This is a genomic window from Cytophaga aurantiaca DSM 3654 (assembly GCF_000379725.1).
Lineage (GTDB): Bacteria > Bacteroidota > Bacteroidia > Cytophagales > Cytophagaceae > Cytophaga > Cytophaga aurantiaca.
In genome coordinates this window covers 41,989-66,874 of the sequence record NZ_KB903620.1, presented here as the reverse complement: position 1 = coordinate 66,874, position 24,886 = coordinate 41,989, and the positions used below count along the sequence as shown (strand labels likewise).

At 37.4% G+C, this 24,886-nt stretch carries 17 protein-coding genes and 2 tRNA genes; 13 read left to right on the top strand and 6 right to left on the bottom strand.

Annotation, left to right across the window (positions count from 1 at the left end; all coding sequences use genetic code 11):
• Positions 1-58 precede the first annotated feature (58 nt).
• The 4 genes from sov (at position 59) to A3EE_RS0100280 (ending at position 9,264) form a co-directional block, all read left to right on the top strand.
• Positions 59-7,168 carry a T9SS outer membrane translocon Sov/SprA gene (gene sov / locus A3EE_RS0100295; RefSeq protein ID WP_018341415.1) on the top strand — a complete coding sequence of 2,370 codons (7,110 nt, stop codon included), beginning with the start codon at positions 59-61 and terminating at the stop codon, positions 7,166-7,168.
• 71 nt (positions 7,169-7,239) lie between these two features.
• Complete coding sequence (gene gcvH / locus A3EE_RS0100290; protein ID WP_018341414.1) at positions 7,240-7,620, top strand: glycine cleavage system protein GcvH; 381 nt, start codon at positions 7,240-7,242, stop codon at positions 7,618-7,620.
• Between the two features lie 76 nt (positions 7,621-7,696).
• A complete protein-coding gene (locus A3EE_RS0100285) occupies positions 7,697-8,002 on the top strand; it encodes a VanZ family protein (protein ID WP_018341413.1) in 306 nt (101 codons plus the stop codon).
• Positions 7,999-9,264, top strand: coding sequence for a M28 family metallopeptidase (locus A3EE_RS0100280; RefSeq protein ID WP_018341412.1), 1,266 nt, complete (start codon positions 7,999-8,001; stop codon positions 9,262-9,264). Before A3EE_RS0100285 ends, A3EE_RS0100280 begins: the two co-directional genes overlap by 4 nt.
• 186 nt (positions 9,265-9,450) lie before the next feature.
• Here A3EE_RS0100280 and A3EE_RS19795 read toward each other — a convergent pair whose 3' ends face one another.
• Both A3EE_RS19795 and A3EE_RS0100270 read right to left on the bottom strand, forming a co-directional pair.
• Positions 9,451-9,738: a GIY-YIG nuclease family protein gene (locus tag A3EE_RS19795; protein ID WP_018341411.1), complete on the bottom strand. Its 288-nt coding sequence runs from the start codon at positions 9,736-9,738 to the stop codon at positions 9,451-9,453.
• Positions 9,739-9,787: 49 nt separating this feature from the next.
• Positions 9,788-9,861 (bottom strand) — tRNA-Asn (locus A3EE_RS0100270).
• Between the two features lie 276 nt (positions 9,862-10,137).
• On the opposite strand from A3EE_RS0100270, the gene A3EE_RS0100265 reads away from it, so the two are divergent.
• The 3 genes from A3EE_RS0100265 (at position 10,138) to A3EE_RS0100255 (ending at position 13,732) form a co-directional block, all read left to right on the top strand.
• Positions 10,138-11,613, top strand: coding sequence for a Do family serine endopeptidase (locus tag A3EE_RS0100265; RefSeq protein WP_018341410.1), 1,476 nt, complete (start codon positions 10,138-10,140; stop codon positions 11,611-11,613).
• 81 nt (positions 11,614-11,694) lie between these two features.
• Positions 11,695-13,239 (top strand): L-piperidine-6-carboxylate dehydrogenase, encoded by a 1,545-nt coding sequence (gene amaB / locus A3EE_RS0100260; protein ID WP_018341409.1) that lies wholly within the window; start codon positions 11,695-11,697, stop codon positions 13,237-13,239.
• 67 nt (positions 13,240-13,306) lie between these two features.
• On the top strand, positions 13,307-13,732 hold the full coding sequence (locus tag A3EE_RS0100255; protein WP_018341408.1) for a response regulator: 426 nt from the start codon (positions 13,307-13,309) through the stop codon (positions 13,730-13,732).
• A 2-nt stretch (positions 13,733-13,734) separates the two neighbouring features.
• On the opposite strand, the gene A3EE_RS0100250 is transcribed toward A3EE_RS0100255, so the two are convergent.
• The 3 genes from A3EE_RS0100250 to A3EE_RS0100240 all read right to left on the bottom strand — a co-directional run bounded on the left by A3EE_RS0100250 (position 13,735) and on the right by A3EE_RS0100240 (position 16,094).
• A complete protein-coding gene (locus A3EE_RS0100250) occupies positions 13,735-15,168 on the bottom strand; it encodes a hypothetical protein (RefSeq protein WP_018341407.1) in 1,434 nt (477 codons plus the stop codon).
• 295 nt (positions 15,169-15,463) lie between these two features.
• Positions 15,464-15,537: transfer RNA gene (locus tag A3EE_RS0100245), tRNA-Ala, on the bottom strand.
• 32 nt (positions 15,538-15,569) lie between these two features.
• Positions 15,570-16,094: a C40 family peptidase gene (locus A3EE_RS0100240; protein WP_018341406.1), complete on the bottom strand. Its 525-nt coding sequence runs from the start codon at positions 16,092-16,094 to the stop codon at positions 15,570-15,572.
• Positions 16,095-16,127: 33 nt separating this feature from the next.
• Here A3EE_RS0100240 and asnB point away from each other — a divergent pair, with 33 nt between their 5' ends.
• The 6 genes from asnB to A3EE_RS0100210 all read left to right on the top strand — a co-directional run bounded on the left by asnB (position 16,128) and on the right by A3EE_RS0100210 (position 23,403).
• Positions 16,128-18,017: an asparagine synthase (glutamine-hydrolyzing) gene (gene asnB / locus A3EE_RS0100235; RefSeq protein ID WP_018341405.1), complete on the top strand. Its 1,890-nt coding sequence runs from the start codon at positions 16,128-16,130 to the stop codon at positions 18,015-18,017.
• Between the two features lie 92 nt (positions 18,018-18,109).
• Entirely contained in the window at positions 18,110-19,222 is a 1,113-nt protein-coding gene (gmd, locus tag A3EE_RS0100230) for a GDP-mannose 4,6-dehydratase (RefSeq protein ID WP_018341404.1), read from the top strand.
• 2 nt (positions 19,223-19,224) lie between these two features.
• Positions 19,225-20,151, top strand: a complete 927-nt coding sequence (gene fcl / locus A3EE_RS0100225; protein ID WP_018341403.1) for a GDP-L-fucose synthase — start codon at positions 19,225-19,227, stop codon at positions 20,149-20,151.
• 41 nt (positions 20,152-20,192) lie between these two features.
• A complete protein-coding gene (locus A3EE_RS0100220; protein ID WP_018341402.1) occupies positions 20,193-21,428 on the top strand; it encodes a glycosyltransferase in 1,236 nt (411 codons plus the stop codon).
• On the top strand, positions 21,425-22,324 hold the full coding sequence (locus A3EE_RS0100215; RefSeq protein ID WP_018341401.1) for a class I SAM-dependent methyltransferase: 900 nt from the start codon (positions 21,425-21,427) through the stop codon (positions 22,322-22,324). The genes A3EE_RS0100220 and A3EE_RS0100215 overlap by 4 nt, the downstream gene beginning before the upstream one ends.
• Positions 22,321-23,403 (top strand): glycosyltransferase family 4 protein, encoded by a 1,083-nt coding sequence (locus A3EE_RS0100210; RefSeq protein WP_018341400.1) that lies wholly within the window; start codon positions 22,321-22,323, stop codon positions 23,401-23,403. The genes A3EE_RS0100215 and A3EE_RS0100210 overlap by 4 nt, the downstream gene beginning before the upstream one ends.
• On the opposite strand, the gene A3EE_RS0100205 is transcribed toward A3EE_RS0100210, so the two are convergent.
• Positions 23,386-24,816, bottom strand: a complete 1,431-nt coding sequence (locus tag A3EE_RS0100205) for a hypothetical protein (RefSeq protein ID WP_018341399.1) — start codon at positions 24,814-24,816, stop codon at positions 23,386-23,388. The genes A3EE_RS0100210 and A3EE_RS0100205 overlap by 18 nt on opposite strands.
• Positions 24,817-24,886: the final 70 nt, after the last annotated feature.

Genomic DNA, 24,886 nt, shown 5'->3' with positions numbered 1-24,886 from the left:
CCCTGTGAACCTGAGGAAAATTACCATACTGTCTATTTTAGGGGCTTCCCTATTTTTTGTGTTTTGGGCTGCATTGTCTAGTCCACAGTATAGGTCTATATATTCTTTCAAAAAACTTTTAACGCCTGAAGATAGTACAACCCGTACAAAGTCGCGGAGACCAACCTATCAAACAGAAGATCGTGTTGGAGATCAGTACAACAATAAAACAAATAAATCTCCGCTTGAGCTTCAAAACCCCGACAATATTACAGAAGAGGTAGAAATTGATACTGCTACAGGAAATTATATTGTAAGGGAAAAGGTGGGCGATATGGATTACCGTACGCAGACCTACATGACCTTTGAGGAATACTACAATTACAAAAACAAACAAATGCTGCGCAACTATTGGAGAAACAGAGGCGATACAGCAGTTGATGCTCCGAGAGGTGCAGCAAAACCAGGACAACCTTTTGGCTTCACCAAACATATTAAAGGGCTTGAGGGTCCGTTTGGTAGTAACTATGTAGACATTCGTCCGAGTGGTTTAGTTACACTTGATTTTGCAGGACGTTTTCAGCGGGTTAACAATCCATCTTTACCAATTAAACAACAGAAAACAGGCTTGTTCGATTTTGATCAGCAGATCAGTATGAACGTGATTGGTAAAGTTGGTGAAAAATTAAAATTGACAGTTAACTGGGATACCAAAGCAGCCTTTGAATTTCAAAATAGTGTTAAGATCCAATACACAGCGTTTGAAGAAGACATCATTCAGGCAATCGAAGTCGGAAGAGTAAACATGCCTTTGCAATCATCTTTGATGACTGGTCCTCAAAATTTATTTGGTATAAAAACCAAATTGCAATTCGGGAGATTATCTGTTACAGCAGTTGCTGCAAGACAGGATGGTAAACTCGATGAAATTAAAATAGGAGGCGGTGGGCAGGGACGTACCTTTGAAATCAAAGCCGATGGATATGAACCTTACAGACACTTCTTTTTGAGCCAGTTTTTCAGAGCAAATTATGAAAAGTCACTCAAGTCAATCCCAACGATACTTTCAGGCGTACAAATAAAACGTGTGGATGTATACATTACAAACCGTAACAATACAACAGCCAATCTACGAAGTGTTGTAGGGTATTTGGATTTAGGAGAAAGTGACTCACTCTATCGGGACGGGTTAGCAGATCCACCTCCCTTCGGTCCTAAGGTGCCATACAACGGAATAAATAAATTATATACCAGTTCAGATTCTGTTACTAAGTATAGAAATGCACAAACATTGGATCAGGATCTGGCAAATATGTCTATCCAGTGTGGTTGCGATTTTCAAAACGGTACCGATTATACATATTTAAAAAGTGCACGAAAATTATTACCGACTGAATTTACATTCAACGCAGACTTAGGATACATTACGTTAATGTCGCGGTTAAATGAAGATGAAGCGTTGCTGGTGGCCTATCAATATACCTATAACAACGAAAGTTATACAGTCGGTGAATTAACAGATGATTTGACAAAGGTTAATGAGAATGAATTGATCATTGCAAAAATGATCAAGCCCCCGGTTATCAAAACACACTTGCCTACTTGGGATTTGATGATGAAAAACATTTATCAGTTAGGTGTTACTCAAATTCAGCGGGATAATTTTCAATTTAAAATCATCTATAAAGATGATGCTACCGGTTTAGATATTCCAAATTTACAGCAAGGGGCAAAAACAAAGGATGTACCGCTCTTGCAGCTTTGCGGTCTGGATTATTTGAATCCGAATAATGATCCGGCGCCGGATGGTAACTTTGATTATGTAGAAGGCATTACAGTAGATTCAAGAAATGGGCGTATTATATTTCCTGTACTGGAACCCTTTGGGTCAAATTTAGACAGTAAATTTCTGGCAACTGAAACAGATTTAAAGCAAAAGTATGTATTTAATGAACTCTATGATTCGACTGCATCGGATGCTTCTCAGGTAGCCAGTAAAAATAAATATTTCTTCAAGGGCCGCTATACTGCAGGGACAGCGAGTGAAATTATGCTACCCGGCATCAACGTAGCTCAAGGGTCCGTTGTTGTTATAGCAGGAAGTACAACATTGGTTGAAGGGAAGGATTACACAGTTGATTATAGTTTGGGTCGAATAAAAATATTAGATAATAGTATTCTTGCGTCTGGTCAGGAAATTCGGATTCGTTTTGAAAAACAGGATTTATTTAATTTTAGAAGAAAATCATTTTTAGGTACCCGCTTTGATTATAAAGTAAACGATAAAATTTTATTGGGAGCTACCATGTTGCATTCAAATGAAGCTCCAAATATCACACGTGTAAACATTGGTGATGAACCTGCAGCAAATACGATCTGGGGCTTTGATGCAAATATAAAATCAAGCTCAAGGCTATTGACACGTGCAGTAGATTTCTTACCGGTTGTATCAACCAAAGCACCTTCTAACATTAGTTTCCAAGGAGAATTTGCACAGTTTATTCCAGGTTATAATAAGATACTGGACAAAAATGGGAACGACGAAAAGGGGATTGCCTTTATAGATGATTTTGAAGGTGCTAAAACTCCATACGATCTTACACGTTCTCCGATTACATGGACAATGTCTGCAACACCGCAACGCATCGATGAGGCAGACTCTACTGGATTAATTAATGGATATCATAGAGCTCGACTGGCCTGGTATAATATTGATAATATTTTTTACCGTTCCAATAACGGTTTACCGGCGTATCTGGATTATACAAATATTACAAATCACTTTGAGCGAAACATTACTCAGCTTGAGCTGTTTCCTAATCAGGATTTAAATGTTGCTGTAACAAATATCCCAACATTAGACCTGGCCTTTTATCCGGAAGAACGAGGCGCATACAATTTTACGGATGATGTGAGCTCGGATGGAAAATTAAATAATCCAAGAGCCAGCTGGGGCGGTATAACAAAAGCAATTAAAAACAATATTGATTTTGACAATGCAAACATTCAATACATCGAGTTCTGGCTGCTGAGTCCCTTTATTGACGGGGCAAACGGACATACTAAAATTGACGGTGTGCCATTTGATCCAAACAATACAGGATATTTGTATTTCAACCTTGGAAGTATCTCTGAAGATGTTTTGCCCGATAATTTGCAATCGTTTGAAAATGGTTTACCTGTTGATGATTCAAATACGGGAACCACTGAGACAACATGGGGACTTATAACAACGCAGCAGTACATAACAAATGCATTTGATAATAATCCTTCATCGCGCCCATTTCAGGATATAGGTTTAGACGGTTTGAATGACGACAAAGAGAAAACGAAATTCGCTGCCCGCGCAGCAGCAATAAAAGCGAAGGTAACTCCGAGTGTATACGCAGGTATTGAAAACGATTTATGTTCAGATAACTTTCAATATTATCTGGGCTCAGATCAGGATACAAAAGAGTTAACCATATTGCAGCGATATAAACATTTCAACTTAACGCAAAATAACTCGCCTATAAATAACGGTACTACAATTACGCCGTCAAGTTCAAGCTATCCGGACAACGAAGATCTGAATCAGGACAACAACCTGAATACCATTGAAGAGTACTACGAATACAAAATAAAAATTGATTCAAGTGAATTTCAAGTCGGAAAGAATTATATAGTCAGCTCCAGAACACTTACGATCACTGCTTCTGATGGATCGGGTAATGATCAGGTAACCTGGTATCAATTCCGTGTTCCTATCCGTACGCCCGATTCTATTGTAGGAGGCATTCAAGGATACAAATCCATTAAATGGATGCGCACCTATGTTACAGGATTTAAATCTCCTGTTGTTTTGCGTTTGGCTCAATTTCAGTTGGTGGCCAATCAATGGAGACCATACAATTTACCGGATCTGCAGCAAGGACCTAACCTGGCGCCTAGAACAGATGAATCCGTTATAGACCTTTCTGTTGTGAATGTGGAAGAGAACAGTTCATCCAATGGGAATACAACACCTTATGTATTGCCTCCTGATTTTGGTAGAGATTACGATGCAACTTCAGTAACAACAAGAAGAACAAACGAACAGTCCCTTCGATTATGCATTGATGGGTTACAGGATGGATCTATTCGTGCAGCATATAAAAATGTGAACTTAAATCTGATGAATTATACGAAGATTGAAATGTTCATTCATGCTGAAAGTAATGACGATAAAAATACGATTCACGATAGTACAGATGCATATGCGATCCTCCGTTTGGGTACAGATTATACCAACAACTATTATGAGATACAGGTACCCTTGTACTTTACCACACCGATTACTTCAACGGATCCATATGTAGTATGGAGAAGTCAGAATGAAATTTCTGTAAACATAACAGATCTGGTCAATGCAAAAGTAGCACGCAATAGCAGCGGTGCGTCTCTACAATCTGCTTACTCAACCGGTAAGTTACCAAATGGAAATATTATTGTTGTTGTCGGAAACCCCGATCTGTCTGCTGTTGTGACACTCATGCTGGGCGTTAAAAACCCAATCGGTAGCAATGCAAATCCAATGAAATTCTGTATCTGGGCAGATGAATTAAGGGCAACCGGATTTAACAGCCATTCTTCGATTGCTTATGCTGCAACGTTAAGTGCCAATCTTGCCGATCTGGGTACATTAAACGGATCCATACGATACACCTCTGCAGGCTTCGGTTCGCTGGATCAAAAGGTTTCGCAGCGTGAACGTGCGAACACACTTGAATATGGCTTAAATACCAAACTAGAGATGGATAAATTCATTCCGGGGAAGACAGGTATTAAACTGCCTATGTATGTTGGGTTCAACCGGAAAGTTATAAGCCCGGAATACGATCCGTTAAACCCCGATGTGTCTATTAACCAATCCGTCAATAGTCAAGCTGACCCCCAGGAATACCGGAAACTCATTGTAGATCAAACCATGACGAAGGCAATTAATTTTACAGGAATTCAAAAGGTAAAAGTAAAACCTACGTCTAAAAAGCATGTATATGATGTTGAAAATTTAATGCTGTCTGCTGGGTATACCCAAACCAAGCAAACCAGCTACGAGCTTAAAAATATGGAATATGAAAAATATAACGGGACGTTAGCGTACAATTTTTCTAATGCCGCAAAGAGCTATACACCATTAAAATCAATGAAAGCCACCAAAGGTCCATTGGCGCCTTTGATGAAGGATTTCAATTTTGCACTCATGCCGAGCCAAATGAGTTTTAAAGCAGATTTGACGAGAGAACTCCGAACAACACAGTATTATCAATCGAATCCATTAGAGGGACTTGTGCAGGATCCGTTGTATGCAAAATCATTTACATTCAAACGTAATTATTCCTTAATGTGGAATTTTACAAAATCGATCACCGGAACCTACAGGGCAGATGCAGACGCCTTGATTGATGAGCCAAACCGAGCACCTGGTGGCAAGGAATACAGCGATAGTCTTAAGTCGAATTTAATGAAGATGGGACGTCTTAAAGCATTTAATCAAACTTATACGTTAACGTACAGGGTACCATTGGATAAAATAAAAATGCTTAACTGGACAAGCATGGATTATACTTATGGGGCAGGATATACATGGACTGCAGGTGCACTCGGACAAAGAGATACCTTGGGGAATACCATTTCGAACAAGCAGGATAATTCTATAAATGGAAAACTTGATCTGGACAAACTGTACAGTAAGTCCAAGTTTTTGATGGAGATGAAAAAACCGAAACCCCCATTAAAAAAACCGGATCCTAAAGATACCATTCCGCCTCCACCAAACAGAACATTACTCAAAGCGGCATTCAAAACACTGATGATGATCCGCAATGCGAACATTACCTATACTCGAGCACAGTCAACATTCATAGCAGGCTTTATGGAGACACCTAAGTATTTAGGCTTTACCGACAATCAGAACATAGGTACCATGGCACCATTTGTATTCGGTTCTCAGAATGCGAATTTCCGAACGGATGCGGCTGGTAAAGGCTGGATCTCAACTGCCCCTTCGCTAAACACACTTTATATGCAGAAGTCGACGCAAGACATTATTGCCCGTATGAATATAGAACCCATAAAAGATTTCAAGGTCGTGTTGGAAGCAAAATATTCGAAGGGGAATACATATACAGAGCGTTTCAGAAGTTTTGATGGAACGAAGGAGGGCTTTATATCAGAAAAACCATTATTGATTGGTACATATTCCATCTCGACAATTACCATTTTAACGGCATTTGATAAACACATCTCCGGCTCGAAGGATCCTAATTCTTCAAAGAATTTTCAAAATTACACAGAGTATAGAGATATCATGTTGGACCGTTTAGGAGCTACTCCTAGCGATTCATCGTATACAGGAAATTCTCAGGCAGTCTTGCTGCCTTCATTCCTGGCAGCATACTCAGGGAAGGATCCCAATAAAATCAACATAAGCGGTATCCCAAAAATTCCGCTTCCCGGCTGGCAGATTGACTATACAGGCCTCGCAAGATCAAAAGCACTTGCCAGGAAGTTTTCATCGATAACGATCTCACACAAATATTCCAGCCAGTATTTTGTTGGTAGTTTTACGTCACAAAGTATTTACAATGCGAATGTAGTTACGCCAACCAGTAACTTTTATGATACAAACATAATACCTACTGAAAAGAATTCCAGCGGACAGCTTGTGCCTATATATGTAATGACGGGTGTAATGATTACGGAAGCATTTGCTCCGTTTATCGGGATCAATGCGCGCACAAAAAATAAAGTTTCATACAGGGTAACGTATAGCAGAACGCGGATACTGAATATGTCGTTGTCCAATGCTCAATTAACGGAGAGTTACAATAATTCCTGGCAGGTGGGAATTGGCTTTGCCCGTTCGAATCTGCCGATACCTAAGTTTTTGACAGGCGGTGCGAAGAAGTTTTTGAAAAACGAATTGAATATTCAGGTGAACTTCACGATCAATGATATGATTACCTATCAACGTAAGTTCCTTGAAAATGCAACGGTTACATCGGGCAATACCAATATTCAGTTTAAGCCAACGGTGAGTTACAATATGTCGCAGCGTGTTACAATGATGCTGTATTTTGAACGGACGATAAACAGTCCTAAAATATCTTCATCTTACCGAAGAGCGACGACTGCAATAGGGGTGCAAATCAGATTTACACTATCTTAACCGGTGGTAAGATTCCAGTTTTGTTTTCAATATAAAAAGAGTGTACTTTTGAGTATCAAATCTTAATAATTATGAACTTTCCGTCTGAATTAAAGTATAGCAAAGATCACGAGTGGATTCGTGTAGAAGGTAATACAGCTTATGTTGGTATTACAGATTTTGCTCAAAAGGAATTAGGTGACATTGTATATCTTGATGTTACTACTGTTGGACAAACAATCTCAAAAGAAGAGATCTTCGGTACCATTGAAGCAGTAAAAACAGTTTCAGATTTATTTATGCCGGTTGGCGGTGAAATTCTTGAATTCAATTCAGAATTGGAATCTGCACCTGAGTTGATCAACTCTGATCCCTATGGTAAAGCATGGATCGTAAAAATTTCAATACAGGATGCCTCAGATCTGAATGCATTATTAGACGCAACGGCATATACAGCATTAGTAGGTGCTTAATAATAAATACATAAGATTCCTCAAAGTTTATGGTCCGGCCATACTTTGGGGAATATTTATTTTAGTCGCAACCTTGATGCCGGGGAAATCCCTTCCCAGTGTTTCTCTTTTCAGGTTCGACAAAATCATTCATGTTGTAATTTTTGGAGTGTTTGCCTGGCTTGTATTAAGAGCCTATTTCCTTTCCGGCAACAATAGCAATCAAACAAGCGTATATTTAATTGTTGGGGTATCAACTATTTTGTTTGGTATAGCGATAGAAGGTATGCAGCAATACATTCCAGACCGTGGTACGGATCGATACGATGTTATTGCGAATACGTTTGGAATTGTACTCGCACAGTTTATTTTTTATTTTGTTCATCGAAAAAAGGTAACATGAAATTAAAAATCTTCATCATCGTTTTTATACAGCTTTATATTTTTAGTTCTTTTGCGCAAGATTTAGAACGTGTTCAAAAAAACATTTCAATACTTACATCAAAAAAGTTTCATGGCAGAGGTGCTGCGTTAAATGGTGATGCCTTAGCAGCTGAATATCTTGCAGCACAATTCAAGGCAATCGGACTTAAGCCCCTTACTGCAGATTATTACCAGTCGTTTACCTATGGAATAAATACCTTTCCCGGTAAAATGCATTTAGCATCCGACAAAGGGAGCTTTAAACCCGGAGTGGATTACATCGTGCGATCAACCTGCGGTTCGGGTAAAGGCACGTTCCCATTATTGTACATTGACTCATTGATTTTTACAGATAAGAATGTGTATGCAGATTTTCTGAAAAAAGATTTAAGCAAAGTTGTAGTCGTTTATTATAAAAAACATTTTAAAGAATTTACAGAGTCATCCATTGATTTGTTGAAGCAACTTTATTCGGCAGCAGCCATTATTGAATTGCAGGATACAAAGCTCACCATGGGCTTGGCAGATGAATCGTACGACACGCCATTTTTCGAAGTGTTGGCAGCAGCTTTTTCAAAAGATATAAAGACAATTTCTTTTGAAGTTGAAAACGAAGTCGTATCAAAACACCTTGCACGCAATGTGATTGGTTACATTGAAGGAAGTGTTAAGCCTGATTCATTCATTGTGATCACGGCACATTACGATCATTTAGGAACATTAGGAAATAAAACCTATTTCCCTGGCGCCAATGACAATGCTAGCGGTGTTAGTATGTTGCTTGAGCTTGCGCATTACTACAGTGCTTATAAACCCGCATACAGCATGGTGTTTATAGCATTTGCCGGCGAAGAATCCGGATTGATCGGTTCGTCTTATTTTGTGCGGAAGCCAACCATAGAACTAGCTGCAATTCATTTCCTGATCAACCTGGATCTGCTTGGAACAGGCGACGATGGAATTATGGTGGTGAATGGTAGTGTGTTTAAGAAAGAGTACAATGAACTTGTTGCAATAAATGAAAAAGAACAGTTATTGCCTGCAGTAAAAATGCGCGGCGAAGCTGCCAATTCCGATCACTATCCGTTTTATAAAAGAAAAGTTCCGTGTTTTTTTATCTATACCCTAGGCGGTATAGCAGCGTATCACGACGTGCAGGATGTGGCTAAGACCTTACCGTTGACGAAGTATAAGGAAGTGTTTAAGTTGATTGTGTTGTTTGTAGAAGGGCAGTACTTTTAATAAGGAGTTATACCTTGTTCTCGTAAGCAATCCATTGCAATTTGCTTTAAATGTATTTCAAAAGTAAACTTCATTTCAGAAGAAGCTTAAAATAAAAAAGGTTACTAATTGCTTAGTAACCTTTTTGCTCCCCCTCTTGGGCTCGAACCAATCCCGACCCCGATAGCTATCGGGGTCGGGACATGATTAACAGTCATTAAAACGTTGTACGGTACGTTCAAGTAATTCAGGATATTTTTTCAAGTCCATAATAAACTTTTTGCTTTTCATATTTTTGATATGTCGTTCAAGTTTCATGGCATGGGCAATAGAATTACAATGCATAGTTAAAAAGATTTCCCACGGCTGACCTCCTTTAGTAGAATAAGAACTATCTGGGTCATTGTGCTGAAGTAATCGCTTATTTATGTCTGTCGTTTGACCGATGTAGAATTTATCAAGTTTGGAAGAATAGAGTGTATATACAGTATCCATAAAAAATAAAATAAAAAAAGCCTTTAGAATTTCTAAAGGCTTTAGTGTGCTCCCCCTCTTGGGCTCGAACCAAGGACCCCATGATTAACAGTCATGTGCTCTAACCAGCTGAGCTAAGGAGGAGTGTCTCCGAATTGGGAATGCAATATTAAGAGTTTGTTTTCTATTTTGCAACAGCTTCAAGCAAATATTTCTCATCTTATTCAGTATGAGTTCATTTAATTATAAAAAAAACCAAATGGACAAATTTATGCTTAAGAGCTGATGTAAACGAAGCGGAATAGGGAGTATTTAAAATAAAGAATCAGCTTAATCGTTTAAATAATCTAAGAAGAAAGGAATATTCTTCAACAATTTATAACTTTAACATACCTAATAGTTATTAGCCCGAGAAATACCATGAACATTAAGAAAATAGGCATATTGGTCGTAATAGCTTCCATTTTTGGAGGAATTACAGCTTTGACAGGATATCATTATTTTGTAAAGTCAAATGAGTTTACAACAATAGAGTCGATGCAGCAACGTGCAACGTTTGCTAACTTTTCAGACACAGCTGGCTTAAGTGTTCCGGCAGGTTTGAATTTTATTTATGCAGCAGAGTTAACAACTCCCGCTGTTGTGCATATCAAGACAACCTATATGCCTGAAACAACCCGGCCAAATACGCGTGATGAAGAATTGTTTAGATACTATTACGGCGATCCATATGAAAATTACAATCAACCGCGCGAGGCTTCAGGCTCAGGTGTAATTGTTACTGCAGGTGGTTACATCGTTACAAACAATCACGTTGTAGAAAAAGCTTCAAAAATTCAGGTTGTATTAAACGATAAAAGAACATACGATGCAAAGCTAATAGGCACAGACCCTACAACGGATTTAGCGTTAATAAAAATTGAAGGAGAAAATCTTCCGTATATAACCTATGGCAACTCAGATAATGTACGTGTTGGTGAATGGGTACTTGCAGTTGGAAATCCATTCAACTTAACATCTACTGTAACGGCCGGTATCATCAGTGCCAAAACAAGAAGTATTAATTTATTGAGAGATAAAGATAATATGGCGATAGAATCGTTTCTTCAGACAGATGCTGTGGTAAACCCCGGCAATAGCGGAGGTGCATTGGTTAATTTGAGAGGAGAATTGATTGGAATCAACACGGCGATTGCGAGTCCTACTGGAGCGTATGCAGGGTATTCATTTGCGGTACCGGTTGCATTGGTTAAAAAAGTAATTGATGATATTATGAATTACGGTCAGGTGCAGCGCGGCTTACTTGGCGTGGTAATTCAGGATATGACAACAACATTAGCTAAAGAGAAATCACTTGACTTTATAACAGGCGTATATGTAAGCGGCGTTAATCAGGGTAGTGCAGCAGATCTAGGCGGAATAAAAGAAGGCGATATCATTACTAAAATAAACGACATCAATATCGGAGCTACTACCCAGTTGCAGGAAGTTGTGGCTAGATACAGACCTGGGGATAAATTGAAAGTTCGCTATATACGTAAGGGTACAACAGGCGAGGCCAATGTTGTTTTGAAAAACAAGTTGGGTGATATGGCAATTGTACCGAAAGGCGACAATTCTGTTAAAACGAAGCTGGGTGCAGATCTACAGCCGGTATCAGGTGGAGAAATGAGTGTGCTTGAAATATCGGGCGGAGCAAAAGTTGCAAAAATATTCAGCGGTAAGTTAAAGGAGGCTGGTGTACGCGAAGGATTCATTATTACATCGATCGATAAAAAACCAGTAAGTTCACCGGAAGATGTTATCCGGATTTTGGAAGAAACAACCAATGGTGGAATTTTGATGGAAGGAATTTATCCGAATGGAAAGAAGGAATTCTATGGAATTGGTTGGTAATAAACTAATTATATAATAGTAAGGCAAAATAAAAAAAGTGTTCGCAGGACACTTTTTTTGTGTTAAAACGTATAATCAAAAATGAATCAGCAGGAATTAATAAAAAAAATCAGTCACAAATTTCAATTGGCAGATCGAAATCCTTCAGGAATGTCGGCATCGGGATCTTTGTCGGGAGAAAAGATTTTTTCTAAACATTCTCCCATTAATGGAGAGCGCCTTGCTGATATTGAGGTTGCAAACAAGGATGCGTACAATAAATTAATAGAAGAAGCGCAACAGGCATATGTGATTTGGTCGGCCATGCCTGCGCCACAACGCGGAGAGATCATTAGACAGATAGGCGAAGCATTCAGGGAAGACAAGGAAGATCTTGGAGCATTGATCTCAATTGAGACGGGAAAGCTCTTGCAGGAAGGATTAGGAGAGGCTCAGGAAATAATAGATATATGTGATTTTGCAGTCGGACTTTCAAGACAATTGTACGGCTTGACCATGCATTCAGAAAGGCCTGATCACCGTATGTATGAACAATATCATCCATTAGGTGTCATCGGTATTATCTCTGCATTTAATTTTCCTGCTGCAGTATGGTCGTGGAATGCAATCATTGCTGCCGTGTGTGGCAACGTGAGCATCTGGAAACCTTCTGAGAAAGCACCATTGTCTGCCATTGCCTGTCAGTACATTGTTTCAAAAGTTCTTAAGAAAAATAATCTTCCTTCAGGAATTTTCACGTTATATCATGGCGGTGCAGAGCAAGGCAGCTGGCTTGCCGAAGATGAACGTATTGCGTTGGTCTCTGCAACAGGATCTGTAGCAATGGGTAAGAAAGTAAACCAGGTTGTAGCAGGTCGTTTAGGGAAAGTATTGTTAGAGTTAGGTGGCAACAATGCAATCATTGTCACTGAAAATGCGAATATAGAAATGGCCGTCCGTGCAATTATTTTTGGAGCAGTAGGCACAGCAGGGCAGCGTTGTACGACTACGCGACGATTGATTGTTCATGAAACGATTTACAACGCCATCGTAGAAAAATTAAAACACCTATATGGACAGTTAGTGGTAGGCAACCCCTTAGAGAAAGGTGTATTGGTTGGGCCATTAATAGATAACAGCGCTGTTGAGCTGTATGAACAGCGGATAAAAATAGCGCTGGCGGAAGGGGCAGTTCTGTTGGCAGGAGGTAAGAGACTAAAGCCTGTTGGATTAGATGGTGGAACATATGTTATGCCAACCTTATTAGAGGCACAACCTTCGCTGCCTTCATTACAAGAAGAAACCTTTGCTCCGATCTTATACGTATCAAAGTATTCAGGAAGTGTTGATGTTGCCATTCAACTAAACAATAACGTGCGGCAAGGCTTATCATCTGCAATCTTTACAAATGATATGCAGCAAATGGAACGGTTCTTATCTAATAGAGGTTCTGATTGCGGAATTGCAAATGTAAACATTGGAACCTCCGGAGCAGAGATTGGAGGAGCATTTGGAGGCGAAAAAGAAACAGGCGGAGGTAGGGAGTCAGGCTCAGATAGTTGGAAAGCTTATATGCGAAGACAAACAAATACAATTAATTATGGAGCCACTTTACCTTTGGCTCAAGGGATAAAATTTGACCTTTAATTTATTAGCATGATTCAATAAATTTTAATAATATTTATTTACATTTGGTTACTTAACTTTTTTATATATGAAAAATACCGAAACTGTAGTGGATACAAAATATCATTCAATCATGTTGGTTGATGACAATGAGATTGACAATCTTATTAATCAGAAAATGATTGAAGCAGCGGGAATATGTACTCACATTTTTGTGCATTCGGGCGCAAGAAGTGCAATAGAATTTTTAAAGAATATTGAAAAACTAGCTAAAGGATCACTGGAACTTTATTTGCCCGATCTTATTTTCCTTGACATAGACATGCCATTAATGGATGGGTTTCAATTCCTGGAAGAATTTGAAAGAATGTCTGATTTGATTAAAAATCAATGTAATGTAATTATGCTTACGTCTTCATTGAATCCTCAGGATCTAATGAAAGCAAAGAAAAATAAGCACATTGTTAAATACATCAATAAGCCGTTGACATTAGACAACCTAAGAAAAATATAATCTTATATCTCTGAAAGTCTGTTAATGAATTGCTCGTTAAGAGGAATGTAATTGAACGGAGAATAATACGTTGGCAAAGCTAAATTAAGTTTTTCTACAAGTTGACTTAGTTTAGCTTTTTTGCCTTTCTTACCTTCATTTAAAGCCGTCTTGCATATTTTTATAATAAGTACTGCATGCGGACAATCATCTTTTCCCAGAAGTCTTATTTGGCGCTGTATGCTGTTCACAAGTTGATTGAACAGATCGTGTTCTTTAACCAACGCATACTGCAATGCCAAAAACAATTTTATTTCAAGAAGGGTATTCGGATATTTTTTTATTGAAGTCTCATTCAATAAGCTATTTAAAAATTTAGCAGCTTCTTCATATTTTTCAGCAAAGAAACAAGCAGTAACTCTGTAGTTGATATAAAGAATAAATTCAGGAAGATTTAATTTATTCGTTTCGTAATCCTCAAACAATTCTTTCGCATCTCCATACATCATTTTCTCGGTACGTTCAGCTAAGTAATGTTTTTGCTTTGCAAGTAAAATACCTGGTGAGAATGTATACAAGGAATAATTAGATACAAATACAGGGATTGATTCTGTGATGTCGTCTATTGCTTTATTTAGAACCTGAGTATTATTAACCAGTGCGTAGTATTCAACTTTTAAATAATCCAGTACTAAGATCAAATGATAATAAATTGCATCTAAATAGTACTGATCAAAAATTGCTTGTATGGATTCAAACGTTTGCTCCATTTCAGGCTTCGCAACCTTTTCAATTTTTAATTCATGGAAAATATTAATGAACGATTGAAAAACAAACAGACGGTGTGATTGATATAAGTTGGCGATGTTATTCATTTCGCCTTGCAACAATTCTAAACCTAGCTTATCTGTTTCGCTTCCGGTAAGGAAATACTCCCCGTATTTTTTGAAGTAATTGCCCAACATGTCTTCAGCCTTGTCTAAAGCAAGCATGTATGCAACGTGTCTGTTGTATTGTTGTGAGTAACTGAAATGATCTTCAGGGGTATTGATTAATAATTTTTTTAATGTTTTATAAATAATTGTTAGTTCATTTGATAAATCATAATCAAGAAGTTCTTTCTCCAATTTCTTAAGAGATGCAATTGCAATGGCACGTTTTTTTGTAAAAATAATGTCGTGTACAGTAGCAACTTTTTTAATCAAAGAAGTTCTCGGACTTTCCATTTCCTGAAGCAGATATTCTTCAATCTTCTGGTTCAAGCGCGATCTAAGCGTATAGTAAGCATTATTATTAACTTCCAACTCTTCCATGATGCGCGTGTCAGAAAGTTGTTTCTCGCGCATGAACTTTAATAAATATGCAGATTTTTCGGCATTGCTGTTTATTAGAGAGTCGTAGATTGCTGTATAATCCTTGGTGGACAGCTGTTTAATGATGTTTTTAAGCTTCGACATGAAAAGTGTTTATAAAACAATACAAATCCTGTTAGTAGGGTGAGTTTACACAAACCAATGTACTAAAAGTAGAAAATAATTTCTATATAATACACATATATTATAAACATTAATCCCCAAATTACTTTTGCAATACAATTTATAGAATCTTGGAATTGTGACTAAAATCCAAAAGAAGTATCAATGGCTTCGGTCCCGCAAGCAGACTGAGATTTAATAAAACGGATGACCTGAATATTCAGCATCCGTGAAGGGGGAAATAAGAAGACCTTATCGCAAACATAAGGCATTTTAGTGGAGAATATCGGATTCGAACCGATGACCTATTGACTGCCAGCCAATCGCTCTAGCCAACTGAGCTAATCCCCCATGATAAGGCAAAGGTATCGGATTATTTTGATTTACAATACTCGCCGCGCTTTTACCAGAATGCTTTCATAATAGCTAACATACAAATCGCTTTCAACAACACCCAGTTTGGTAGAAGAGTGAATGAATTTTACATCCCGTGGTCCGTTTACTTTGCTTACCAGACCAGCATGCACAACTTTGGAGTTGCCCTTTTTATCTGTAAAAAATACCAGGTCGCCTGGCCGAAGATCTGCATATTTGATAGATGTACCTACATTACTTTGCTCGATAGATGTTCGCGGTAAGTCGATATTAACTTCTTTAAAACACAGCAACATCAACCCTGAACAATCCATGCCTGCTCTGCTTGTACCACCATATTTATATGGGGTACCAATGTATGAACGTGCTGCTTTTATTACTTTATCTGCTTTTTCACTACTTTCATGTATATTTCCTTTTGTAGTCTCTTTTTGCTTTTTGTTTTCTGCATCTTTCGATGAGCTAACTTTAGAGCTTTTGCAGCTTAAAAGCAGAGAAATACTTAGTAGAAATATAGTAGGTACGTGACGCATTGGATACTTAATAATTTATTTAACTGAACAAATATGTGTGGAATTACGGGAATTTTTGCTTTTAATCAAATAGGTTCGTTCTACATGATCAACTTGGGCAAAAGTATTGAACTGCTTGCGCATAGAGGTCCTGATGGCAGAGGCACATTTGTAGATGATTTAATAGCACTTGGACACAGACGTTTATCAATCATTGATACCATGAATGGCCGTCAGCCAATGCATGACGTTTCTGATAGATATGTAATTGTTTTCAATGGAGAAATATTTAATTACAAACAGATCAAAGAGGCATTGATCGCTGAATTCGGATGTATGTTCAATACAGAATCGGATACGGAAGTATTATTGTCTGCTTATATTCATTGGGGCGTAGATTGCTTGTTAAAGCTGAACGGATTTTTTGCATTTGCTATTTATGACAAACAAACGCATGAGATTTTTGTAGCACGGGACAGGCTTGGAGTAAAGCCTTTGCTCTACTATATGGATGAGGATAAATTCATTTTTGCATCTGAAATGAAATCTGTATTGGCATTTAATGTCCCTAGAGAAATTGATTGGGCATCGGTTCGTCAATATTTCACATTGGGTTATATACCTGAACCGAATTCAATTTTCAAAAATATTAAAAAGGTTCAGCCGGGAAGCTATCTATTGATAAGCAAAGCGGCTGTAACAAATAAAAAATATTATTCGCTGCCTGAAAAAAACACTATATCAAAGACAGATTCTTTTGAAGACGCCGCACAAAAAGTAAAGGCTTTATTTGAGCAATCCATTACAGACCGCTTGGTTGCTGATGTTCCGGTAGGCGCTTTTCTAAGCGGCGGAATTGATTCATCTATTGTTGTTGCAGCAACATCCAGGCAAGTTGAAAATCTTCATACCTTTTCAGTTGGTTTTAAAGACGCTTCGTTTTACGATGAAACAAAATCTGCAGAATTGGTTGCGAAGACATTCAATACCAATCACACTTCGATCATGCTGAGTCGTACAGATCTGGCGGATAATATCATGGGCTGTTTAGATAGCATGAGCGAACCTTTTGGCGACACTTCAGCACTGCCTTTTTTTGTATTATCTAAAAAAGTAGCGCCCTCAATGAAAGTTATATTGTCGGGCGATGGGGCGGATGAGTTATTTGGTGGTTACAACAAACATCGCGCAGAATGGATGGTTAAAAATCCGACATGGCAAATCCGGATGGCGCAACTGTTTCAATCAATTGTCAGGCTTCTTTCAGGAGACAGAAGTTCGCCCATTGGAGACAAAGTCAGACAGGTTCAAAAACTGTTAAACGGAATGCATCTCACAGATGCCGAACGCTATTATCTATGGTGCTCTATCTTGCCGGATGAACAGCAAACAGAAGTATTGGATCCGTCGATGGAAGGAAAAGAAGAATACATCTTAAGAAAAACGGATGTTATCAGGAGGTTTAAAAATAATAAATACGATTTGAATACAGTATTGAATACGGATCTGGAACTGGTGCTGGGAAGTGATATGCTGCACAAAGTAGACTCTATGTCTATGGCTCATGGACTGGAGGTTCGGGAACCATTTTTAGATTACAGATTACTTGAATATGTTTCAGCACTTCCATCAGATTATAAGGTGAACAAAGATGGTACGAAGATGCTCTTGAAAGAGGCGTTTAAAGATGAGTTACCAAAAGAAATTTTAACAAAACCCAAGCATGGATTTGATGTGCCGTTGACAGCACTTTTTTCTAAAGAATTAAAAACGTGGATTTTAGATGAGCTGCTTTCGGAAGATCTTATAAAAACACAGAAGATATTCAATTGGAATTATATACAAAAAATGCGGGAAGCAATAAATAAAAATAGTAACTTAGACGAAACGCGCATTTGGTCGATTATTGTTTTCCAATATTGGTGGAAGAAATATATGAACTAAGTGATAAAGTCAATAGAAGTATTATTTTTGTATAAATATAAATCGTTTAATTGTTCATTTGGGCAATTATATAAATTAGAAATAACAATAGGATGAAAGTTGCATTAATTACGGGGGTTACAGGCCAGGACGGAGCTTATTTAAGCGAATTTTTGTTGAAAAAAGGATATGAAGTTCATGGTGTAAAAAGAAGATCTTCATTATTTAACACAGACAGAATTGATCATTTGTATGTGGATCAACATGAAAAAAATGTAAAATTCAAATTGCACTATGGTGATTTGACGGATTCTACGAACTTGATCCGTATCATACAGGAAGTGCAACCGGATGAAATATATAACTTGGGTGCAATGTCGCATGTGAAAGTTAGTTTTGATACGCCGGAATATACTGCGAATGCAGATGGTATCGGAACACTTCGTATTCTTGAAGCAATCCGTATCTTAAAATTAGAAAAGAAAACAAAAATATATCAGGCATCTACATCCGAACTGTATGGCTTGGTACAAGAGGTTCCGCAAAAAGAAACCACTCCTTTTTATCCCCGCTCTCCTTATGCAGTAGCTAAAATGTATGCCTACTGGATTACAGTAAACTATAGAGAAGCATATAATATTTTTGCCTGCAACGGAATTTTATTTAACCATGAATCTCCTTTACGTGGAGAAACATTTGTTACAAGAAAAATCACCAGAGCAGTTGCTCGTATTGCTTTAGGCGCACAGGATAAGGTTTATTTAGGAAACCTGGATTCAAAGCGTGACTGGGGACATGCGAAAGATTATGTAGAAGCAATGTGGTTGATCCTGCAACAAAAACAAGCAGAAGACTTTGTTATTGCTACCGGCGTAACAACAACTGTAAGAGATTTTGTTAAAATGGCTTTTGCACGTGTTGGCATTGTAGTAGAATTCAAAGGGAAAGGCATAAAAGAAACGGCTGTTGTTGTGTCATGCAAAAACAAAGAATTTCAGGTTAAAAAAGGTACTGTAGTTGTTGCTGTAGATAAAGCATACTTCAGACCTACTGAAGTTGATTTGTTAATTGGTGATCCAACTAAATGCAAAAAGAAATTGAAGTGGAAGCCTAAATATAACCTTCAGCAGTTAGTGAATGAAATGGTTGATTCTGATGTTAAACTATTCAAGAAAGACGAATATTTGAAACAAGGTGGATTCAAAACATTAAGCCAATTCGAATAGTAATGAATAAAGAAAGTAAAATATACGTAGCTGGACATCGCGGAATGGTTGGTTCTGCGCTTGTTCGGTTATTAGAGAAAAAAGGATACACAAATATTATTACGCGTACCTCTAAAGAGCTTGATCTGAGAGATCAGCAGCAGGTGCGTCAGTTTTTTCAAACAGAAAAACCGGAGTATGTAATTTTAGCAGCAGCTAAAGTTGGAGGGATTCAGGCGAATAATATTTACAGAGCAGATTTCATCTATGATAACATTATCATGGAAGCAAATGTGATTCATCAGGCATATGAAACAAAAGTTAAAAAACTTTTATTCTTAGGGTCTTCATGCATTTATCCTAAAATGGCTCCGCAGCCATTGAAAGAAGATTACTTACTTACCGGTACATTAGAAGCTACAAACGAACCGTATGCCATCGCGAAAATTGCTGGCATAAAAATGTGCGAAGCATACAAAGATCAATACGGTTGTAATTTCATTTCGGCAATGCCTACCAATTTGTATGGTCCGAATGATAATTACGATCTGAACAACTCACATGTGTTGCCTGCCTTGCTGCGTAAATTTCATGAAGCGAAAGAGTCAGGTACTGACACCGTTGAAGTGTGGGGCTCAGGTTCTCCATTAAGAGAATTTTTGCATGTAGACGATCTTGCAGAAGCCTGTTACTATCTGATTCAAAATTACAACGATAAAGAATTTGTCAATATTGGCAGCGGCGTTGATTTGAGCATCAAAGAACTGGCAACACTTATTAAAGATGTTGTTGGTTTTAAAGGTGAATTGAAATTTGATTCTTCAAAGCCGGATGGTACGCCTCGTAAGTTGATGGATGTATCCAAGCTTGAAAAATTGGGATGGAAATATTCAATCGGCTTAAAAGAAGGTATAACCTCTGTATACAAAGAAGCGTTTAAAACAGCATAAAGATACAATATGGTAAGGCCATCTCATGTAAATAGTAGGTAATGCAAAACAAACACATACTATACATTACATACGATGGCCTTACCGATTTTTTAGGGCAGTCGCAGGTATTACCATATATTTTAGGTCTGGAAGAAAAGGGTTACAGATTTTCCATTTTAAGTTTCGAGAAACCGGAGAAATTTAATTCAAATAAGAGCATCATCGAAGGAGTAATCTCCGGAAAAAATATTACGTGGTATCCTAAAAAATACCATAAACGATTTTCAATTTTAGCAACACTTTGGGATCTGATTGCAGGTTTGTTTTTTTTATTTCGTTTAAGAAACAAAGATGTATTTCAAGCAGTGCATTGCAGAAGTTACATTCCTGCAATATTGGGATTACTCTCTAAAAAAATATTTCACACAAAATTTATTTTTGACATGCGCGGCTTTTGGGCTGATGAGCGTATAGATGGCGGTTTATGGAACTTAAAAAACCCTGTGTTTAAAACGGCATATACGTTTTTTAAATGGATCGAAAAGAAATGCATTTTGAATGCAGACTATGTTGTTACACTGACACAAAATAGTTTTGAAGAAATGAAGCAATGGGACTATGTTTCTTCAAAAGTGAAATTTAAGATCATTCCCTGTTGCGCAGACCTGAAGGTGTTTTCTTCGGAAAATAGTTTACATGAAGAAATAGAACTATTAAGACAAAAGCTTTCGTTAGAAAGGAAAACGGTTGTCAGCTATTTAGGATCTATTGGTACGTGGTACATGATCGATGAAATGTTTGATTATTTCAAACGATTCAAGCAAAATTTCCCAGATGCAGTTTTTCTATTTATAACACCGGAAAAGGAAGCAGACATCCTTGAGATTGCTCGCAAACATCAACTGACAAAAGAAGATATTCGGGTAGTTAAAGCACAGCGCGTTGAAGTGCCTTCTTATTTATTGCTTAGCAATCTATCTTTGTTTTTTATTAAGCCTGCCTATTCAAAGAAAAGCTCGTCTCCTACAAAGCTTGCAGAAATAATGGCAATGGGCATACCTGTTGTTTGCAATAACAATGTTGGCGACGTTGAGCAGCAAGTTCTTGAAGCGAAGGCAGGTATTGTTATTAATGCATTTAGTGATGCGTCTTATGATCGTTCAATTTATTTGTTTAAAAATGATTTTGAAAATGTATTCCAAAAGAGTATTTCTTTGAAATATGTGAACGATCATTTTTCATTGTTGAATGGTGTAAATTTATATTCAGAAATTTATTCAGAAGTTATTGCATGATACCGTATAATCAAACATTTACATCTACGATCACGGTTGACGGTACACATATTGATGTGTTTCCAAGTAACGATAATATTGATGTTGAGACAGTCGAATCTTTTGGTGAAGAATGGTCCGCATTTCACACATTCAATGAAGAAGAAATTTTTTCTGCAGGTGATAATTATTTTGATATTGTACCACAAAGTCTGTTGAATAAATCTGCGCATGTATTGGATGTCGGTTGCGGAACAGGGCGCTGGTCGTATTACATTGCAGGAAAGGTTAATTGTGTTGAATGCATTGATCCAAGTAAAGCTGTGCTTGCAGCAGCCAGATTGCTAAAAAACAAACCGAATATTCGCATCAGTCAAGCTTCGGTTGACAACATTCCATTTTCAGATAATTCATTTGATCTGGTGTTTAGCTTAGGCGTATTGCATCATGTGCCGGATACAAAAGAAGCGGTAAAAAAATGTGTGCAAAAAGTCAAACAAAACGGACACATATTATTATATCTCTATTACAATCTTGAGAATAGAGGACTCGCATTTAAAACATTGTTTCATCTATCAAATTCCATACGTTGGATTGTAAGTAAGCTGCCAAGCAAACTCAAAATAGCTGTATGTAATTTATTAGCTATAGTGTTTTATTTGCCGTTTATAGCATTAGCCAAATTGCTATTGGCTGCAGGCGTTTCAGAAAATGTTGTATCTAAAATTCCTTTGTCATGGTATGCCAATAAATCATTTCATATCATTCGTAACGATTCATTAGATCGATTTGGGACACCGTTAGAACAGCGTTTTTCAAAACAACAAATCAGCGGTATGTTAGAGCACGCAGGTTGTACGAATATTGTATTTGCTGATAATGCGCCTTATTGGAGAGTAATTGCACAAAAGAAATGAAAGTAAAACGGATTGTAGTTGTATGCCCCCACCCCGAAGGGGTTGCTCCGGGGCAGCGATTAAAGTACGAACAGTATTTTCAGCATTTCCGTGAAAACGGATACGATATAGCAATCGAGCCTTTTATGTCAAATCGATTTTGGGATATTGTATATAAAAAAGGGAATACGCTTGAGAAGATTTTTTGGACAATATATGGCTATATAAAACGTATTGCCTTACTTCCGTTTTTGCCTTTCTATGATGGCGTGTATTTGTTTTTAAATGTGACACCCTTTGGTTTCCCTATCCTTGAAGGACTCTATACAAAGCTGAATCCAAACGTTATTTACGACATAGATGATCTGGTATTTTTAGGGAAAACATCCAAAGTGAACAGTTTGGTTTCATTATTGAAACGACCTGAAAAATATACATACCTGATGCAGCAGGCAAAACAGGTGATTGTATGTACGCCTTATTTAGAAAAATTTGCATTGGAAAGAAATTCAAATGTGACGGACATTTCTTCAACAATAAATACAGATACATACATTCCGGTGAATACATACAGCAATGATAAACCATTGGTTATTGGCTGGTCCGGAAGTCATAGCACATTAAAATATTTTTACCTGCTTAAAGATATTTTACTTGAATTAAGAAGAGAATACAACTTTAAAATTTTAGTTTTTGGCGTAGATGAATGTCGTATTGAAGGACTGGATATTGAAGTGGTGCCGTTTCATCAAACCATGGAGGTGCCTACATTGCAGCGTTTGGATATTGGTCTGTATCCATTGCCGCTGGACGAACAATGGGTGTATGGTAAAAGCGGATTAAAGGCACTTCAATATATGGCTCTTGGAATACCTACGGTTGCTACCTCCATCGGGGCGAATCTTCGAATAATAGAAAATAATGAGTCGGGATTGTTGGTAACGAGTAAAGAAGAATGGTTATTTGTGTTGAAGCAATTGCTGGACGATTCTCAAATGCGAAAGCGAATCGGTTTAAATGGAAATAAAAAAGTAGTAGCTGAATATTCGATCCATGCGAATAAACATATCTATTTGAAAATACTAGATTCGGTTTTCTAAAGAAGGATTACTTTTTGAAAATATTTTTTTGATTTTCAATTTGCTCGCAGTGGTATTTTCCTGCAAGGTATACAACAAAAGGATAGCAGCAATGTAAAAAGGATATCCTTGTATTTTGTAACGCACAAGGCTTCCGAAATTATATGTTGTAACCCCTACAAAAAAAGAGAAGATCAATCCAAACAATAAAAAGAATTGAAGATTCACATCTTTTGCCAATACATCAATCGTGTTTTTTAATTTTCTTTTCTGAAAAAGTCGAAATGTGATGAAAATTAATATAGACGATTCTATTGCCGAGAGCAGCATGATCGGATTTCTGGATTCCCACAAATAAGGCCTGAACAGCGATACATTTATTGCTGCAGGTATTTTTAATATATAAGCCATCAAGCCATCATCCATATCACCCAGGTCATAGGTAGAACCTTCTGTTTGTAAGGAGACAGAGTGAACATAATTGCGCTGTACTTTAGCTGTCTCCAATAATTTCCCGCTTGAATAACGTTCTTTTTGCGCTCCAAGCTGAGTAACCAATACATAACTGACAACCAAACTCAATACAATAATAAACGGAGCAATCATGGCTCTTAAAATGCGATTCTGGATATAGGTTTTATATTGTTGTGTAACCATAAATGAAAAGCAAGGGGCATATGCCAGCAAGATATAGATCTTAATAGTTAATATAATATAACCTGTGAACAGGATGTAGAATACATAGCTAAGTTTGAATTTATTCTGAATAAATATTCTGAATAAATAATAATGAGAAATGCATAAGCATGAAAAACAAATAGTGTCCTTTAAAATGCCGCTCCCCCATACAATCAAGCTGGGTGCTGCAAAAAAAGCAATTACAATTGTTTGTTTATGGTCCGGGTATAGCTCAAACAATAAAGTTACCAATCGCCAGATGCACCAGAACGAAATGAAACTAAAAAAGAATGTAGTAACCAAATACGAATTGAATGAAAACAAATTAATAAATGCAGTAATTTTTAAAACAATCAATGTATCCGGAGCATTGACGTAGTTCATATGCAAGAAAAGATTTTTCAGTTCGGTATCATTACCTGTCGGGGAATAGAAAAAGATTCTCAGGATACTTTCCGGGTGTTCAAAAATAAGATTGGCAAATATTCGGCCTTCATTATAATAGGTTCCGATATCCCCACCTTTGTAGTAGAAGTTGAAAATCAGTGTAACAAACAATCCTCCAAACACTTTAAGCGACAACCCAAAATACACGTATTTTTGAATGGTTTGGTCTTTGTAAATCAGTTCAACGAGAATTCGCGTGGCTACAAAAAATAAAAAAATGTAAACTGGCAGCAATATATATTCGTAAGGGCTGATCAAATTCTTTCGAATTGATAATTCGAAGATAGAAAGTTTTTGAAAATCGTCCATTAATTCTTTATAGAGCCACCATTTATATTCTTGAAATTAACGAATTAATTGTATCTTGACCAATAAATTC

Excerpts from the sequence above, each read along its gene's own strand:
- gcvH (WP_018341414.1), top strand. The coding sequence starts at position 7,240 with ATGAACTTTCCGTCTGAATTAAAGTATAGCAAAGATCACGAGTGGATT.
- A3EE_RS0100285 (WP_018341413.1), top strand. The coding sequence starts at position 7,697 with ATGCCGGGGAAATCCCTTCCCAGTGTTTCTCTTTTCAGGTTCGACAAA.
- A3EE_RS0100280 (WP_018341412.1), top strand. The coding sequence starts at position 7,999 with ATGAAATTAAAAATCTTCATCATCGTTTTTATACAGCTTTATATTTTT.
- A3EE_RS19795 (WP_018341411.1), bottom strand. The coding sequence starts at position 9,738 with ATGGATACTGTATATACACTCTATTCTTCCAAACTTGATAAATTCTAC.
- A3EE_RS0100265 (WP_018341410.1), top strand. The coding sequence starts at position 10,138 with ATGAACATTAAGAAAATAGGCATATTGGTCGTAATAGCTTCCATTTTT.
- amaB (WP_018341409.1), top strand. The coding sequence starts at position 11,695 with ATGAATCAGCAGGAATTAATAAAAAAAATCAGTCACAAATTTCAATTG.
- A3EE_RS0100255 (WP_018341408.1), top strand. The coding sequence starts at position 13,307 with ATGAAAAATACCGAAACTGTAGTGGATACAAAATATCATTCAATCATG.
- A3EE_RS0100250 (WP_018341407.1), bottom strand. The coding sequence starts at position 15,168 with ATGTCGAAGCTTAAAAACATCATTAAACAGCTGTCCACCAAGGATTAT.
- A3EE_RS0100240 (WP_018341406.1), bottom strand. The coding sequence starts at position 16,094 with ATGCGTCACGTACCTACTATATTTCTACTAAGTATTTCTCTGCTTTTA.
- asnB (WP_018341405.1), top strand. The coding sequence starts at position 16,128 with ATGTGTGGAATTACGGGAATTTTTGCTTTTAATCAAATAGGTTCGTTC.
- gmd (WP_018341404.1), top strand. The coding sequence starts at position 18,110 with ATGAAAGTTGCATTAATTACGGGGGTTACAGGCCAGGACGGAGCTTAT.
- fcl (WP_018341403.1), top strand. The coding sequence starts at position 19,225 with ATGAATAAAGAAAGTAAAATATACGTAGCTGGACATCGCGGAATGGTT.
- A3EE_RS0100220 (WP_018341402.1), top strand. The coding sequence starts at position 20,193 with ATGCAAAACAAACACATACTATACATTACATACGATGGCCTTACCGAT.
- A3EE_RS0100215 (WP_018341401.1), top strand. The coding sequence starts at position 21,425 with ATGATACCGTATAATCAAACATTTACATCTACGATCACGGTTGACGGT.
- A3EE_RS0100210 (WP_018341400.1), top strand. The coding sequence starts at position 22,321 with ATGAAAGTAAAACGGATTGTAGTTGTATGCCCCCACCCCGAAGGGGTT.
- A3EE_RS0100205 (WP_018341399.1), bottom strand. The coding sequence starts at position 24,816 with ATGGACGATTTTCAAAAACTTTCTATCTTCGAATTATCAATTCGAAAG.